General features: G+C 39.0%; 12 protein-coding genes. 2 read left to right on the top strand and 10 right to left on the bottom strand.

Going from position 1 to position 14,550, the window contains the following annotated elements:
* Positions 1 to 6: 6 nt before the first annotated feature.
* From RBU59_RS17190 to RBU59_RS17170, 5 genes are all read right to left on the bottom strand, one after another.
* Positions 7 to 1,425: a sugar transferase gene (locus RBU59_RS17190; protein ID WP_308143731.1), complete on the bottom strand. Its 1,419-nt coding sequence runs from the start codon at positions 1,423 to 1,425 to the stop codon at positions 7 to 9.
* Entirely contained in the window at positions 1,394 to 2,077 is a 684-nt protein-coding gene (locus tag RBU59_RS17185) for a hypothetical protein (protein WP_308143730.1), read from the bottom strand. The genes RBU59_RS17190 and RBU59_RS17185 overlap by 32 nt, the downstream gene beginning before the upstream one ends.
* Positions 2,078 to 2,421: 344 nt before the next feature.
* A complete protein-coding gene (locus tag RBU59_RS17180; protein ID WP_308143729.1) occupies positions 2,422 to 4,566 on the bottom strand; it encodes a Tex family protein in 2,145 nt (714 codons plus the stop codon).
* A gap of 311 nt (positions 4,567 to 4,877) precedes the next feature.
* Entirely contained in the window at positions 4,878 to 6,008 is a 1,131-nt protein-coding gene (locus RBU59_RS17175; protein ID WP_308143728.1) for a phosphotransferase enzyme family protein, read from the bottom strand.
* 24 nt (positions 6,009 to 6,032) lie between these two features.
* Positions 6,033 to 6,953 (bottom strand): sugar phosphate nucleotidyltransferase, encoded by a 921-nt coding sequence (locus tag RBU59_RS17170; RefSeq protein WP_308143727.1) that lies wholly within the window; start codon positions 6,951 to 6,953, stop codon positions 6,033 to 6,035.
* Between the two features lie 254 nt (positions 6,954 to 7,207).
* On the opposite strand from RBU59_RS17170, the gene RBU59_RS17165 reads away from it, so the two are divergent.
* Together RBU59_RS17165 and RBU59_RS17160 are read left to right on the top strand one after the other, a co-directional pair.
* Positions 7,208 to 8,029 carry a PocR ligand-binding domain-containing protein gene (locus RBU59_RS17165; protein ID WP_308143726.1) on the top strand — a complete coding sequence of 274 codons (822 nt, stop codon included), beginning with the start codon at positions 7,208 to 7,210 and terminating at the stop codon, positions 8,027 to 8,029.
* A gap of 292 nt (positions 8,030 to 8,321) precedes the next feature.
* Positions 8,322 to 9,224 (top strand): GNAT family N-acetyltransferase, encoded by a 903-nt coding sequence (locus RBU59_RS17160; protein WP_308143725.1) that lies wholly within the window; start codon positions 8,322 to 8,324, stop codon positions 9,222 to 9,224.
* A 107-nt stretch (positions 9,225 to 9,331) separates the two neighbouring features.
* Here RBU59_RS17160 and RBU59_RS17155 read toward each other — a convergent pair whose 3' ends face one another.
* The 5 genes from RBU59_RS17155 to RBU59_RS17135 form a co-directional block, all read right to left on the bottom strand.
* Positions 9,332 to 9,670, bottom strand: a complete 339-nt coding sequence (locus RBU59_RS17155; protein ID WP_308143724.1) for a hypothetical protein — start codon at positions 9,668 to 9,670, stop codon at positions 9,332 to 9,334.
* Positions 9,642 to 10,829: a sialidase family protein gene (locus RBU59_RS17150; RefSeq protein ID WP_308143723.1), complete on the bottom strand. Its 1,188-nt coding sequence runs from the start codon at positions 10,827 to 10,829 to the stop codon at positions 9,642 to 9,644. The genes RBU59_RS17155 and RBU59_RS17150 overlap by 29 nt, the downstream gene beginning before the upstream one ends.
* Before the next feature lie 54 nt (positions 10,830 to 10,883).
* The gene (locus RBU59_RS17145) at positions 10,884 to 11,780 is read right to left on the bottom strand and encodes a carbohydrate ABC transporter permease (RefSeq protein WP_308143722.1); all 897 of its coding nucleotides are present in this window, start codon (positions 11,778 to 11,780) and stop codon (positions 10,884 to 10,886) included.
* A gap of 21 nt (positions 11,781 to 11,801) precedes the next feature.
* Complete coding sequence (locus tag RBU59_RS17140) at positions 11,802 to 12,767, bottom strand: ABC transporter permease (RefSeq protein WP_308143721.1); 966 nt, start codon at positions 12,765 to 12,767, stop codon at positions 11,802 to 11,804.
* 84 nt (positions 12,768 to 12,851) lie between these two features.
* Positions 12,852 to 14,492, bottom strand: coding sequence for a hypothetical protein (locus tag RBU59_RS17135; protein ID WP_308143720.1), 1,641 nt, complete (start codon positions 14,490 to 14,492; stop codon positions 12,852 to 12,854).
* Between the last annotated feature and the right edge of the window lie 58 nt (positions 14,493 to 14,550).

Genomic DNA, 14,550 nt, shown 5'->3' with positions numbered 1-14,550 from the left:
TCACCCCTACCTCGATCCTCTGCCGAATAAAACAACCCGAACTGTTTTAAACAGTATTTTAATATCCATTAAAACAGACCAGTTATCGATGTATTCCAAATCCAGTTTTACCACTTCTTCAAAGTCGGATATATCACTTCTTCCGCTTACCTGCCATAATCCGGTTAAACCGGATTTTAAGGCAAGGCGCCTCTTATGTCTTCCTTCGTATTGAAGGAATTCATCTTCCGTGGGCGGTCTGGTTCCCACCAGACTCATATCGCCTTTTAGAATATTAAGAAACTGAGGGAACTCATCCAGACTGGTTTTGCGTAAGAAATTACCCACTTTGGTAATTCTGGGATCATTTTTTATTTTAAACATATATCCATTCATTTCATTTTGAGCTAAAAGCTCCTGTTTTCGGGCATCCGCATCTGCATACATGGAGCGGAATTTATAGATACGAAAGCGCCGGCCGTTTTTACCTACCCTGATCTGGGAGAAGAATACCGGCCCCGGTGACTCAATCATAATGGCAGGTGCTATAAATATGGTTAATATAACCGTTAGAATACAGCCTACTAACCCGCCTGCAATGTCTACGATACGTTTCAGATGCAGCTGGCTTCCATCAAATAATCTGGAACTGAAAGTCAGGACATGATATCCGCTTAACTCCTGAACAATTTTTTCATGAATCTTTAATCCAAAGGTATTGATACTTAAATTAACCGTAATTCCCATATTCTCAAATTCCAGTATGGTTTCCTCTAGATTCAGATTAAGCGGGAAATCATTTGGGATATGAATAAATACTCCGTCTATTACCTGATGTTTCGCAACTTCGAACATGTCAATAAAGTCGGCTTTCACTTCAATTCCCTCTATGATTTCACCCACCATATGTTTATCCAGAATCGTTAAATAAGTGATCTGATATTCCCATTCATTTTCCCTCTTAATCCGGCTTAACACTTCTTTTACCTGGTCCGAGGTGGTTATAATCATAATTTTCTTACTGGAAGAACTTTTTTTATAAAACGCCAGAAGAAAGATCTTGTAATATTGCCTGGCTATATACATAAACATAATATTCAATAGGAAAAAGCAGAAGAAAAATAACCTGGAATACGTCGTACCCTCCTGAAAGATAAAGATAACTGCGGTGACCGCAGCCGCTAAGATACAATTTATCTTAATTACGATTATCAGTTCTTCCCAATACCCTCTCTTAAATAATCTGCTGTAACTATCATAAAAATAATAAATCGCCGTATATAACAAAAGTACATAAACCGATGCAAAACTATACACGTTATTGTACCAGTATTTTGTTATGTTACCGTACCGTATCCAGGTAGCAAGTAAGAAGGAGATTACAATACAGCACAGATCTACAAACAATAAATACTTATTGGGCGTATCCTTCTTCATTAAATCCATTATAGGTCCCATCCTTCACAAACAGTTGATGCTTTTTTGCAATCATCACATTGACAAGCAGTAAGAAAAATATAAACCCAACGGAAAGGAGTAAAGCATTCCATTGAAATTCAGGTTGCTGTGCAGTTTTTTCATTTTCATAAACAATTTTACCTGATAAGTCTTCTACCTCCATTATATTGCCCTGCGTACCAAACGATAATTTAAGACCGCATATGTTATAGATCTCCGAGGATAAACGAAGAGCCAGTTCCCTGCCGTCAAAGGACATTTTTGTAAAATCACTCTCTTGTTCCAGTTTCATCAATGCAATGAGCTGGCTCACTTTATTGGTTACTTCTGTTAATTTCGTTTTTGCTAAGTTCACATCTGGGTTTTTGAAATAATGATCCAGTTGCTTGATGTATGTATCGTATTCATTTCCTGCCATATTTTTTTGGCCGCCTGCTTGGCTGAAGCTGTTTTCTAATACGGTAAGGATGGTTTTCTCTGTTGTATTTATGTTTTCTTCCTGTGATACGGTTCCGGTATTCGTCATCATCGGAACCCCAGTCTCATCTTTTGTTTTCAGTCTTCCTGCCACTATCAGCATGCTCAAGGTTATTATCAGCATACCTATGGATATCAGTGCAGGTGCGGTTTGTTTCAACATACTTTTTGCCCCCTTTATCAGAAAGTACAAGACCAACTTAATGAAAATGGCTTTCTTTTCTGCTCTGCAACATATGAATGTAAATTTTTAACATTTCCTTAAGATTATAATTCACCTTATAGTATTTCACAAGTTAAAAATCCTTTGAAAAAGGGCTTTTCACCGCAATATATAACAAGATTCCAGAAAAGGTATTAGGATATGACGGCATATATTTTTTTTCTTCAGAATTACTTTTATATTTATTATCTTTCCAAAAAAATAACGCCCATAAGCAAAATCTGATTTTTGCTTATGGGCGTTATTTTAATATTTAGGTTAAATTAATTGCTGCAACTCAGTATTTAAAGTATCATTGTTAACTGAATCCGTTTCTTAGCCAAGTCTACACTCATCACTTTGACTTCTACAATATCTCCCACGCTGACTACTTCCAGGGGATGTTTTATAAACTTCTTATTGGTAAGCTGAGAGATATGAACAAGTCCGTCCTGATGTACCCCAATATCCACAAAGGCACCAAAATCAATTACATTACGGACCGTTCCTTTTAATATCATACCCTCTGTCAGGTCTTTCATTTCAAGTACATCGGTACGAAGAATCGGTTTAGGCATCTCATCCCGGGGATCTCTACCCGGTTTCTCCAGTTCCTTAATCATATCCGTAAGGGTAATCTCACCGATTCCTAATTCTTTCGCCATGGCCTTTTTATCTTTAATCTGTTTTCCTAAATCACTTAACCTGCCGGCCTTGATATCGTTGGTAGTGTAAGAAAGCTTTTCAAGAAGGTTTTTGGCAGCTTCATAAGACTCCGGATGAACGCTGGTTGCATCCAGCGGATTTTTGCCGTCTTGTATTCTCATAAAACCGGCACACTGTTCAAATGCTTTCGGTCCCAGTTTAGCTACCTTAAGAAGCTGGCTCCTACTGGTAAATCTTCCGTTTTCCTCTCGGTATGTTACGATATTTTTGGCAATCGTTTTGGTGATACCTGAGATATATTCTAACAGTGAAGCAGAAGCGGTATTTAAATCCACTCCGACTTTATTCACGCAATCTTCCACGACACCGGTTAATGCTTCCGACAACTTCTTCTGATTCATATCATGCTGATATTGCCCTACACCAATGGATTTCGGGTCAATCTTAACCAATTCCGCTAACGGGTCCTGCAGTCTTCTTGCTATGGATACGGCACTACGCTGTCCCACATCAAAATTAGGGAATTCCTCCGTGGCAAGTTTACTTGCGGAATACACGGATGCACCGGCTTCATTCACAATAATATACTGCACATTACTTTTTATTTCTTTTAACATATCTACGATGATCATTTCCGATTCCCTGGAGGCGGTACCGTTTCCCACGGAAATAAGAGTGATTCCGTATTTCTTAATGAAACCGGCCACTGTTTTTTTTGCTTCTTCTACTTTATTCTGAGGTGCGGTTGGATAAATCACTACCGTGTCCAGTACTTTACCGGTACCGTCTACCACAGCTAATTTACATCCGGTACGAAAAGCCGGATCCCAGCCAAGTACGACCTGTCCCACAATGGGGGGCTGCATGAGAAGCTGTTCTAAGTTTTTACCGAATACTTTAATTGCTCCGTCTTCGGCTTTCTCCGTCAGATCGTTTCTGATCTCACGTTCAATCGCGGGGGCGATAAGGCGTTTGTAACTGTCATCGGTTACATTCTTTAAGATATCCGTTGTATACGGATTATCATGGGTTATGGTCTTAGTCTGAAGATATTGTAATATTCTATCTTCAGGTGCGGTGATTTTTACGGTTAATATCTTTTCATTTTCTCCCCGGTTAAGCGCCAGCACTCTATGACCTGCCAGTTTCGTAAGCTTCTCCTCAAAGTTATAATACATCTCATAGACACTCTCAAGCTTATCATCTTTTGCGGTACTGGTAATAAAACCTTCTTCAAATGTTACCTTACGGATATAGATACGGTAATCCGCCTCATCGGAAATACTCTCAGCGATAATATCCATTGCACCTGTTATTGCATCTTCTACGGTGTTTACTTCCTTTTCTGCATTAATATAACTTTCCGCTTCTTTTTCTATCGGCTGATTCGTCATCTGCAGCAATATAATATTAGCTAAAGGTTCCAGGCCTTTTTCTTTGGCAATGGTAGCTCTGGTTCTTCTCTTCGGACGGTACGGACGGTATAAGTCTTCCACCACCACCAACGTTGTGGCAGCTAAGATTTGTCCCTTTAATTCTTCCGTTAATTTGCCTTGTTCCTCTATACTGGACAGAACACTGGCTTTTTTATCCTCCAGATTCCTAAGATATAAAAGCCTTTCGTGCAGATTTCTTAAAACCTCATCATTTAAGGAGCCTGTAACTTCTTTACGGTAGCGGGCGATAAAAGGTATGGTATTACCCTCGTCAATTAATCTGACGGTTGCCTCTACCTGATCTAATCTAATTCCGAGTTCATCCCTTAATTGCTTTATAATATCCATGTTGTACTCCTTTAATTACGAAACATTTTCTTTACATAAAACCATACATTACATCATATCATCCACATTCAGTAAAATCAAGTCTTACTGCAGGTGCAGCGACTATATTACCAGGGATTTGTTTCCTGTGAACAGCAACAGGGATTTTACAGAATTTATCGGGTGTTATACTCTAAAAATGAATCCCTTAAATAAAATAGTGCCGCCTGCTATTTAATCAAACGCCTGTCCTTAAGACGTACGATTAGATAGTAAGCGGCACGAGCCGGTTTCAATCCCAAAATTTATAGCATTTCTATAATCAATTATGTTTATAAGCTGCCCTTATCCTGTATCTGCTTCACTATGTTTTCCATCTCTGCCCACTTTTTCTCCATATCTTCCACCAGCTTGAACTGGGTTCTGCACCGGTCCAGATTATGTCCGTCCCGATGAATACGGAAATACGTATCTCCGCTCAGATAATCCGTTAAAAACCGCATTCCGCACTCCAAGGTCATTAGTTTTGCACCCATGGGAAGCAGTTCGATCTCTTTCTCCGTCAGGCTTTTATTACATCCTTTTAAAAACCCGGAGGTGTACAACTCGAACAAAGACAAATTAAGGGATACTTTGGATAAATCCCGTTCATCCTCAGCCGCATTATTAGCCCCAAAACGAATGGAGTCACCGAAATCATACAGAGAAAGCCCGGGCATAACCGTATCCAGATCAATGACACAGATTCCTTTTCCCGTATTAATATCCATCATGATATTATTTAACTTGGTATCGTTATGGGTCACCCTGAGAGGTAATTCTCCTTTTCTTAACAGATTAAGACATACTTCCATATCCGATTGCCGTTTTCTTAAGAATTCAATTTCATAAGAAACTTCCTTTGCCCTGCCGCACACATCTTTTTCAACTGCTTCTATAAATGTCTTAAAACGAAGCGGTGTATTATGAAAATCCGGGATGGTTTCATGGAGTTTCCCGGCATCAAATTCCGACAGCAGATGTTGAAATGCTCCAAAGGCGTAAGCACACTGGTAAAAATCTTCCGGCCTCTCCACCTTCTCATAACTTACTGCCTCGGTTATATACTCATAAGCCCGCCAGTAACATCCGATACTGTCGATGAAATAAGGTGATCCCGCCCTGGTAGGAATAACATTCATGGTTTCCCTGTGTATGTCACCGTTTCTTTTAAGGATTTTTTCTTTTAAAAAGGATGTCACGTTACAGATATTCTCCATCAACTGTTCCGGATTTTTAAATATCTCATGATTCATTCTCTGCAAGATATACTTTTTATAAGCTCCGTCTTCCAGCTGAAACAAGGCCAGAAAAGTATCATTGATATGCCCGTTCCCATACCGCTCATGTTTTATATATTTCCCATCAAAGCTCATAACATCAATCGCTTCTTGAATTTTTGCACAATATTCCTCTCTTAACATGGCAACCTCCTCCGCCCTGATTTCCTATTTCCATAAAATATCCGGGTAAATTCCTTTCTTTTTAAGTTCTGCTATTGCAGAAGTCACTGCTTCTTTATCCTGCTTATAAGTCACTCCGAACCATTTATCAGGCGAAGTCAATACCTGAACGAAAGCCTTCTTCTCTGTTATCAGTTCACCGACTACGGATGGCAAAAAGTACTCTGCCTTTAACGGATTATCCGTTACCTCCGTATCAAGGAAATGACAGAACCGTTCTTCAAGCTCTCTTAAGATACTTTCGTTAAAACCCCACAGGTTCATAGATACTATGCTGGAGGCATCTATCCCGGTCCAGGTTGCTCCGTTATCTTCAGAATAAGCAGCTCCTGTTGCCCCCTTACGCTCTATTTGTGTCCGTTCCTTGATTCCCTCCAAATGTCCATCCTCTGATACCGAACATATCCCTCTTGCAACATGTCCATGATCGGTCAGGGTATTATAAAGCACATACCCAATCATGGTATAATGGTATTTCTCATCGTCTTTCTGGGATATCAGAGAGTGATACAGCATACGGAATGCATCCTGTCCATAATAATCATCTGCATTGATTACTGCAAAAGGGCCATGAATCATATCCTTACAGCTAAGTACAGCATGTCCGGTTCCCCATGGTTTAACCCGGTTTAAAGGGATCTGGTAACCCTCCGGCAAATGATTAAGTTCCTGATACACATACGTAGTCTCCACATAATTTGCTATCCTGTCTCCGATTACTTCTCTAAAATCTTTTTCTATTTCTTTTTTGATCACAAATATTATTTTTTTAAATCCTGCTTTTATGGCATCATAAATAGAAAAATCAATAATTAAATTTCCTTGCTCATCTACCGGGTCGATCTGTTTTAATCCTCCGTAACGGCTCCCCATTCCTGCTGCCATAATTACTAATACTGGTTCCATATGATTAATCTCCTTTCGGTATATCTACTTCATAGGATTAAGGTGTCAAAAGGTCATTTTTGTATTATGAATGAATACCAGCGTATATATATTCAATTTAGCTGCCTTTCCCTCAAACACGAATTTCATAGCTGAATTTTATCCTGTATCCCTTTTATCTTGATTATATGAAGTTTTATTTACAATTTCTCTATAATATCGTATAATGTTTAGTAATATCGTACACATTTATCAATAATACTAAAAGGTGGTCTATGGAAGAGCAAATTAATTTATTTTCCGTATTAAAAGAACTGCATACAATTTCAGGTTTCAGAATATCCGTTTATGATACGGAACAGCATGAAATATGCGCATACCCTAAGGAATTAGGTTATTTCTGTACTTGTATCCAGAAAAGTAACGAGGGAAGAAACAGCTGCCTGGAATATGACTGCAAAGCATTTGAGGAGGTTAGAAAAACCGGTCAGGCTTATATCTATCAGTGCCGATTCGGTTTATATGAAGCGGTTTCACCCTTGTACCATTATGGAGTGCTTTCCGGATATCTGATGATGGGGCAAACTATTGATAACGGTTTAGAGAGTGCTGATTCCGTGTATTCCAAATCGCTTACCTGCATTACTGACAAAGAACGGTTAAAAGAAGCCATCCGTCATATCCCTATCAGTTCAAAAGATAAGATATTATCCTGTATTTCCATTATGAAAATATGCGCCTCCTATATAACGTTCCATAATGGCTGGAAACCAACCGATAAAGATTTATCTTCCCGAATTAAAAAGTACTTAAACCGGAACTATGCAGCAAAAATTACACTTGAGGATCTCTGTAAAGAATTTTATTGCAGTAAGACGACTCTGACCTCAGCTTTTAAGGCAAACTATGGGATATCCGTCGTGGACTATCTCACCGGTATAAGAATTGACCAAGCCAAAGCATTACTTAAAAATGATTCTTTATCTATGAAAATAATTGCACAGACCTGCGGATTTTCCGATCAGAATTATTTCACAAAGGTCTTTCTTAAGCATTGCGGTGTCACCCCCAGCGGCTACCGGAACAGCTTACACTAATACTAGCATCTCTTTATATGAAAAACAGATACAGCTGTTCCCCTTTATCATCTGATTTATAGTTACAGTTCAGCCTATGGCTGAATTGTAACAAATGATGCACATGCATGTATGTCTCGGGTTTTCTGTGACTTTCGCTTCGCTTCACTCACAAAAAACACCTCGCGGTACCATAGGCTGAACTGTAACGATTTATTCCGCTTAAAGATTATAATAAATTGACACATACTTTTACTGGTCTTATAATGTAAGAGGTTAATTATAGAAATTAATAGCAGGAAAGCTGGTAACGATGAATCAGATAGAACAAAATCAAACTATTATATTAAAAGAATTTCTGACCCCCAATGATTGTGAAGATATTAAAAAACTACAGGAAGTTTGTTTTGCTGATGACCCTGTAAATTTAAAACTGGAATTAGATTATAAATTATCTGTACCGAAACACACTGAGAAAGGTCTGAAAAAAATAACGGAATTTTTGTATTATGCCGATGGAGTTTTGGTTTCTTATCTTGGAATTTGTGTGTTTGGTGGAAATGTACCGGAACTAAACGGTATGACTCACCCTGAATGGAGGAGAAGAGGTTTGTTCACAAAACTCTTCTCTCTGGCTCTTTCTGAGTTAAAATGGGATAATCCTGAAAAGCTCTTATTATTAACGGATGAACGTTCGGAATCGGGCAAAGCATTTATTCAGCATATATCCGGCCTTTACAGTTTTTCCGAATACCGTATGAAATATTATGCTCATACTATTTCTGAATTACCCTCTTATGTACATCCGGCTATCCAGTTAAAAACGGTAGAAAAATCCGATATTAAGGAAATAAGCAGACAGAATGCTATCTACTTTGGCACTACGGAAGAAAGTGAAATTCTTGCTATGGACGAATCCATGTTAACGGACGGTATGTATCTGGTTCGACTTAAGGATTCTACTATCGGCAAAATTTACGTAGAATACGGAGAAAATTCCGCATTTATTTATGGCTTTGGAATACTACCGGAGTTTCGAAGAAACGGATACGGTAAAGCTGCTTTCCAGGCCGTTATGGATATTATTAAAAGTAAGGGTATTGATGATATCCAGCTGGATGTGGAAAGTAAAAACAGAAATGCTTTGAATTTATATAAAGCATTTGGATTTCAAGAAATGTCGGTAATGAATTATTTTGAGTATAATATCAGCTAGTTTTCAAGCTTCATTTTGACTTAAAAGTATTTGTAAGGACTGCAGCTATTCCTGAATTTTGTTGATTTTGTAAGCTGCAGTCCTTATAGGTATTCTTAAGACCGGAATTAAACCACTAAACTTTTCTCCTGATTCTCTTCACTATAAATGATACTCCATTCCTTTGTGATAAAATCAACAGAAAGTTCGGCGTAATTATCGCCATATTGGCGTCTGATAATCAGCGTGTTATCGTTGCTCTCCTTTAACAGGAATTCTCTTTCAAAAGCAGGGTGGTTGTTCCTGAACCGCATCAGAGTCAGAAGGGCTTTCACAACCGGACGAGCTGTCTCCTGCTTGATTTCAGCCTCCGTATAGTAATGCCTGTTTAAGTTTCTGCCGACTTTCTTTGAACCTTTTACGTCCTTTAATTGTTCTCTAACGCCTGCAGGGCATGGACGGATCATTTTCGGCTCCAAAACTGAACTCATCCCCACGTATCCATTTCTCGTCCACACATACATATTTGATACATTTTCTCTTGCCGAATTTTAAATTACCCCAACTGTAAGCAACATGAATCTTACCTATATTATCCTGCATCATAACCGGGTACTCATATCTGCCGTTATTAATATCATTCCATTTTCCGCAGAAACCTTCTCCGAGCTCCACGATTCTGCGGTAAGGCCAGGTCATACCCCCATCCTCCGATATTGCCAGGGTAACCGGACACCTCTGATCCGGCCAAACCGTCCTGGTCGTATCCTCATTAAAGGAAACCGGATTATACACTAAACCAATTGCTCCGCTCTTAAGTTTTATTGCCGAGATACTGGAATTATTATTAGGCAGTTCCGTACGTATTGGCTCACTCCAGTTCTCTCCGTTATCCTCAGATTTAGAAAGGTAAATAAAATCCGCAAAACGGCTTCGGAACAGGGCGGTTAATTTGCCGGGTTCAGTCTCAATGACATTGGCATGAACCCTTCCCTGGCTTTTTGGAACCGAAACTTCTCTCCAGCTCTTTCCTTTATCATCGGATATCTGCATGACAGTAATATCGCTGCCGTTTCTGGAATCATCGCTAAAGCAGATCCAGTTGCCGAAAATATAACGGCCATTTGAGAGTATCTGTATCTTCTGTCTGCAAAAGGATCCGGGGCGGTTAAACATCACTTCTGTCTGTCCCCAGGTATATCCGTTATCCTTGGATATTTTTCTACGGATTTCGGCTGTGTACTGAAGATTAAATCCGGTTTCCGTCTCCGGTGTTCTTGCGGTTTGTGCCGTATACATAATCCAGATATATCCCTCCGGTGTTAAAAACAGAGAGGGATTTTGCTCGGACCTGGTCGGATCATCCGATACCTTAACCGGATCGGTCCATACACTGGAACCGGCGTTTAATCTGGAAAGCACAATACTGACATCCGCATTTCCTTCATCCGTTCCGGCAAACCAACAACAAAGAAGGTCTCCGTTTGGAAGTTCTAACAAATCAGCCGCATGACAGCTTTTATAAGGAGTATTCGGAATCCGGGATTCTACCGTATCCATCAGGGCATTCTTATATAACTTTCCGCTTTCCTCGATTATATCTATATTTATATATTCTCTTTCCATAGTCGCTCCTGTTTTCATAATATCATTTTCAAATGTAAAGTCTTTACAAATCTGTTAACCTTTCACGGAACCAATTAAAATACCTTTTTTAAAATATTTTTGTACAAAAGGATAAACACAGACAATGGGTGCCATAGCAATAAAGATAGCAGCTGCTTTCATATTATTCTGATTCAGCGTATATCCATTTCTCATTACATTCGAAAAAACGGTTCCGGAATTACTGGAGGTAATTACCACGCTTTTAAGAATCTGCTGTATTGTCTTTAAATTATCTGACTTTAAAAACATCTGGGGAACCAGATACTGATTCCAGATACTGACCGCATTAAATAAGGCTATTGTCGCAAGAATTGGTTTTGATATGGGAAGAAAAACCCGAAGCAGGGACTGAAAATCTGTCGCACCATCTATAAATGCCGCTTCTTCAAGCTCCCCAGGCAATCCGTCTAAAAATGCTTTGGTTATTAATAAAAACTGGACATTAATTGCTCCCGGAATAATCATGACCCAGATATTGTCAATAAAACCGAGATTGCTGTAAATAATATACTGAGGTATGATACCTGCTTCAAACACCCAGGTAATCACAAACAGGGCCATAATAACATATCTCTGTTTCAGTCTTGGCCTTGACAGGGCATACGCCGTAAAATAAGTAAAAAGTACGGCAATCAATGTACCAAATATTGTATAAATAAAAGAATTTCTCATACCTGTAAAAATATCAAATTTAGGATTCGAAAGAACGTATTTAAAAGCTTCGACATTAAACCCCTTAGGAAAGAAATCCACTTCTCCTTTTGTTAAATAAGTTCCGTCACTGCAGGCAATAAAAAACACATAAAGGAATGGATAAATACATAACAAAGCAACCAATATCAATACTGTATCATTTACGGTATCAAAGACCGTCAATTTTCTTTTTACCTTACTACTAATTTTCTTCAATATTTATTCACATCCCTTCCCTTAGAACAGCCTGGTTTCGGCATACTTATTCGCCGCTTTATTTGTAAGCATTACCAGTACAAAGGCTAAAATTGATTTTAAAAGGTTTACGGCTGTTCCATAGCTGTAATTCGGAAAACCCGAACTTTCAAATGCAATACGGTATACATAGGTCTGAATGACATCAGCCGTTGAATACACACTGGTATTATACATTAAAAGTATCCTGTCCAAATCCACGGTAAAAATATTGCCGACACTGATTATGAACATAGTAATTACAGACGTTGAGATAGAAGGAAGTGTTATCTGAAACATTTTGACCCACCGATTGGCACCGTCCACTTCTGCCGCCTCATAGAGAGCGGGATCAATTGCTGTCATGGCAGCAATATAAATAACCGCCGAATATCCGAACGTTTGCCAAACCTGCAAAAATACATACATAGGCCGAAACCATACCGGACTGGCCTGAAAGTGAATCGCAGTTCCTCCTAAAAACTTGATCAGATTGTTTACCACCCCATTGGTCGGTGACAGCATAGTGAAAAGAATACTGACCATAACCGCGGAGGAAATAAAATAAGGCATAAAACTTAAAGATTGTACAAAACTACGGACCGCTTTCCGTTTTATCTCATTTAAGAATAATGCAAAGATTACCGGGATAGGAAATACGATAACCAAGGAAAGTACCGCAAGAATAATAGTATTTTTTAATAGTTTAAGCATATAAGGATCATGGAATATTTTAACAAACCATTTCAATCCCACCAAATCACTTCCTAATATTCCTTTATAGGCACTGAAATTCTCAAAAGCAATTGTCATTCCAAAAAGCGGGCCGAATTTAAACAATATTAAACTAAGGATGCCTGGTACCAGAAGTAAATATAACTGCCAGTTTTTTTTGAAGTCATTCTTTATACGCTGATTCAGCGATTTCTTTATAACAGGAATTGCAACTGCTTTATTTCCTTTTTTCAATATTTTCATCCCTTTCTTACTCAATCTGACAGGCTACCTCTTACAGAGGCAGCCTTTTTAAGTACTTACTGTCAGAATTGTTTATTATTTGTTAAAAGTATTAGCGTAAGCTTCCTGCTGGATTTTTTCAATATCTCCTAATCCCATATCGTCCATCTCTTTAACGAATGCCTTCCAGTTTGCTTCGTTTAATTCTTTATCTCCGATAATAAAATGAGTTAATCCGAAACTTTCGGCTTCATATACGGAAGCCACCAAATTCGTAAGCTGTTCCTCCTGATCGGTTGTGTAGATTAAAGTAGGCCGGTCAAGGAAGTTATCTTTGACAAAATATTTATTAGCTGCATCTGCTATAAGTTTTGTATTCCAGCTGTAAAAAGCTGTCTGGTCTACCGGTTTTGTAACAGTAAAACGGTCACTTAAGAAAGACCATCTCTTTTCACCGGGTTCTTTGGATTCTTCCGACGAATAATCCACGATAAAGGACTTGGTGTTGCCCTCATTTTTAAAGCTTTCACCCTCTACACCCCAGTTTGCTAATGTGATACCCTCTTCGCTGTAAAAATAATCAATAAATTTCAGAATCGTAGCAATCTTATCTTCATCACAAGAGGAATTCACTGCAGTAACGCATCCGTTTTGATAAAGAGTTGAAGTAGTTATAGGAACTGTTTTTCCGTCTGTGCCTTTCAGGAAATCCAGTACCTGCATATCATAGTCCGGGTTATTATCCGGTCCGCCGTTTTCCATAAACCACTCCGCACGATTGTAATAATCATAAAATACGCTTGCGCCACCTTCCAATGTCTGTGATTCCCAATCACCCTCACTGTTAGTTCCGCTTACCCAGGATGGATTAATCAGCCCCTCCTCATACCACTGCTTCATAGTTTTAATCCAGTCATATGCACCGGCTGCCTTTATGTCAAAAGACCCATCCTTTTCATGGTTATAATACACACCGCCGGAACCATTGGCGTCCGTATAACTTGCCGCACCAAACCAGGCTGCAAAACGGAGGGCACTGTCTCTGCCGGATAATGGATAATAGTTATCATCTTTTGCTCCATAATAAGCTTTCAACGTCTGTAACGCTTTTGTAAAATCCTCTATTGTTTTTATTGTGGCGGCATCAATACCCGCTTCTTTGAACTGGTCGGCACGGTATCCTATTAAGTCTGCAAAGATAGGTGATTCTTTAACCAGACCGTATATTGCACCGTCATCACTTGAAACATAAGCTTTATAATCCGGATTCGCATCAATATAAGCTTGAAGATTTGGTGCATATTTAGTAATGTAAGGAGCCAGGTCAACAAAAGCTCCCTGACTGCCATATACCTTAGCCTGTGCCAGGTTTACCATCGCCGCATCCGGAAGGGTTCCGCTTGCGATTCTTTGGTCAACTTCTGTATACGTATCACTGATTTCTTCCGGTCCTTCCACATATTCAACATGGATTCCGGTGTTTTTTTCTGCTTCATCATACCACTTTAGTTCCTTAATCCAGTCAACATACTGTGACCTCATAAACATGGTATAAGAGCTTGATGATGTTGATTCACCACCGCTTTCTGCCGTGTTCTTTACTTCTCCTTTGGTTTCCCCTGTTTCGGACGAAGTATCGCTGCCTCCTGATTTAGAAGTTGAACCGCAGCCGTAAAATACGGATGCTGTCATGACCAATACAAGTAACAATGCAATAAATTTTTTCTTGCTCTTCATAAAAATACCTCCCTAAAATTTTTTCTTAATCTATTATGATCAGCCCGCCTGATTACCA

The sequence above is a fragment of the Anaerocolumna sp. MB42-C2 genome, assembly GCF_030913705.1.
Taxonomy (GTDB): Bacteria; Bacillota; Clostridia; order Lachnospirales; family Lachnospiraceae; genus Anaerocolumna.
The sequence above is the reverse complement of the archived record's forward strand: the minus strand, read 5'-3'. Positions and strand labels throughout refer to the sequence as shown.

What these genes read in the sequence shown, in the direction of transcription:
- RBU59_RS17190 (WP_308143731.1), bottom strand. Translation starts at nt 1,425, where the DNA reads ATGGATTTAATGAAGAAGGATACGCCCAATAAGTATTTATTGTTTGTA.
- RBU59_RS17185 (WP_308143730.1), bottom strand. Translation starts at nt 2,077, where the DNA reads ATGTTGAAACAAACCGCACCTGCACTGATATCCATAGGTATGCTGATA.
- RBU59_RS17180 (WP_308143729.1), bottom strand. Translation starts at nt 4,566, where the DNA reads ATGGATATTATAAAGCAATTAAGGGATGAACTCGGAATTAGATTAGAT.
- RBU59_RS17175 (WP_308143728.1), bottom strand. Translation starts at nt 6,008, where the DNA reads ATGTTAAGAGAGGAATATTGTGCAAAAATTCAAGAAGCGATTGATGTT.
- RBU59_RS17170 (WP_308143727.1), bottom strand. Translation starts at nt 6,953, where the DNA reads ATGGAACCAGTATTAGTAATTATGGCAGCAGGAATGGGGAGCCGTTAC.
- RBU59_RS17165 (WP_308143726.1), top strand. Translation starts at nt 7,208, where the DNA reads ATGGAAGAGCAAATTAATTTATTTTCCGTATTAAAAGAACTGCATACA.
- RBU59_RS17160 (WP_308143725.1), top strand. Translation starts at nt 8,322, where the DNA reads ATGAATCAGATAGAACAAAATCAAACTATTATATTAAAAGAATTTCTG.
- RBU59_RS17155 (WP_308143724.1), bottom strand. Translation starts at nt 9,670, where the DNA reads ATGATCCGTCCATGCCCTGCAGGCGTTAGAGAACAATTAAAGGACGTA.
- RBU59_RS17150 (WP_308143723.1), bottom strand. Translation starts at nt 10,829, where the DNA reads ATGGAAAGAGAATATATAAATATAGATATAATCGAGGAAAGCGGAAAG.
- RBU59_RS17135 (WP_308143720.1), bottom strand. Translation starts at nt 14,492, where the DNA reads ATGAAGAGCAAGAAAAAATTTATTGCATTGTTACTTGTATTGGTCATG.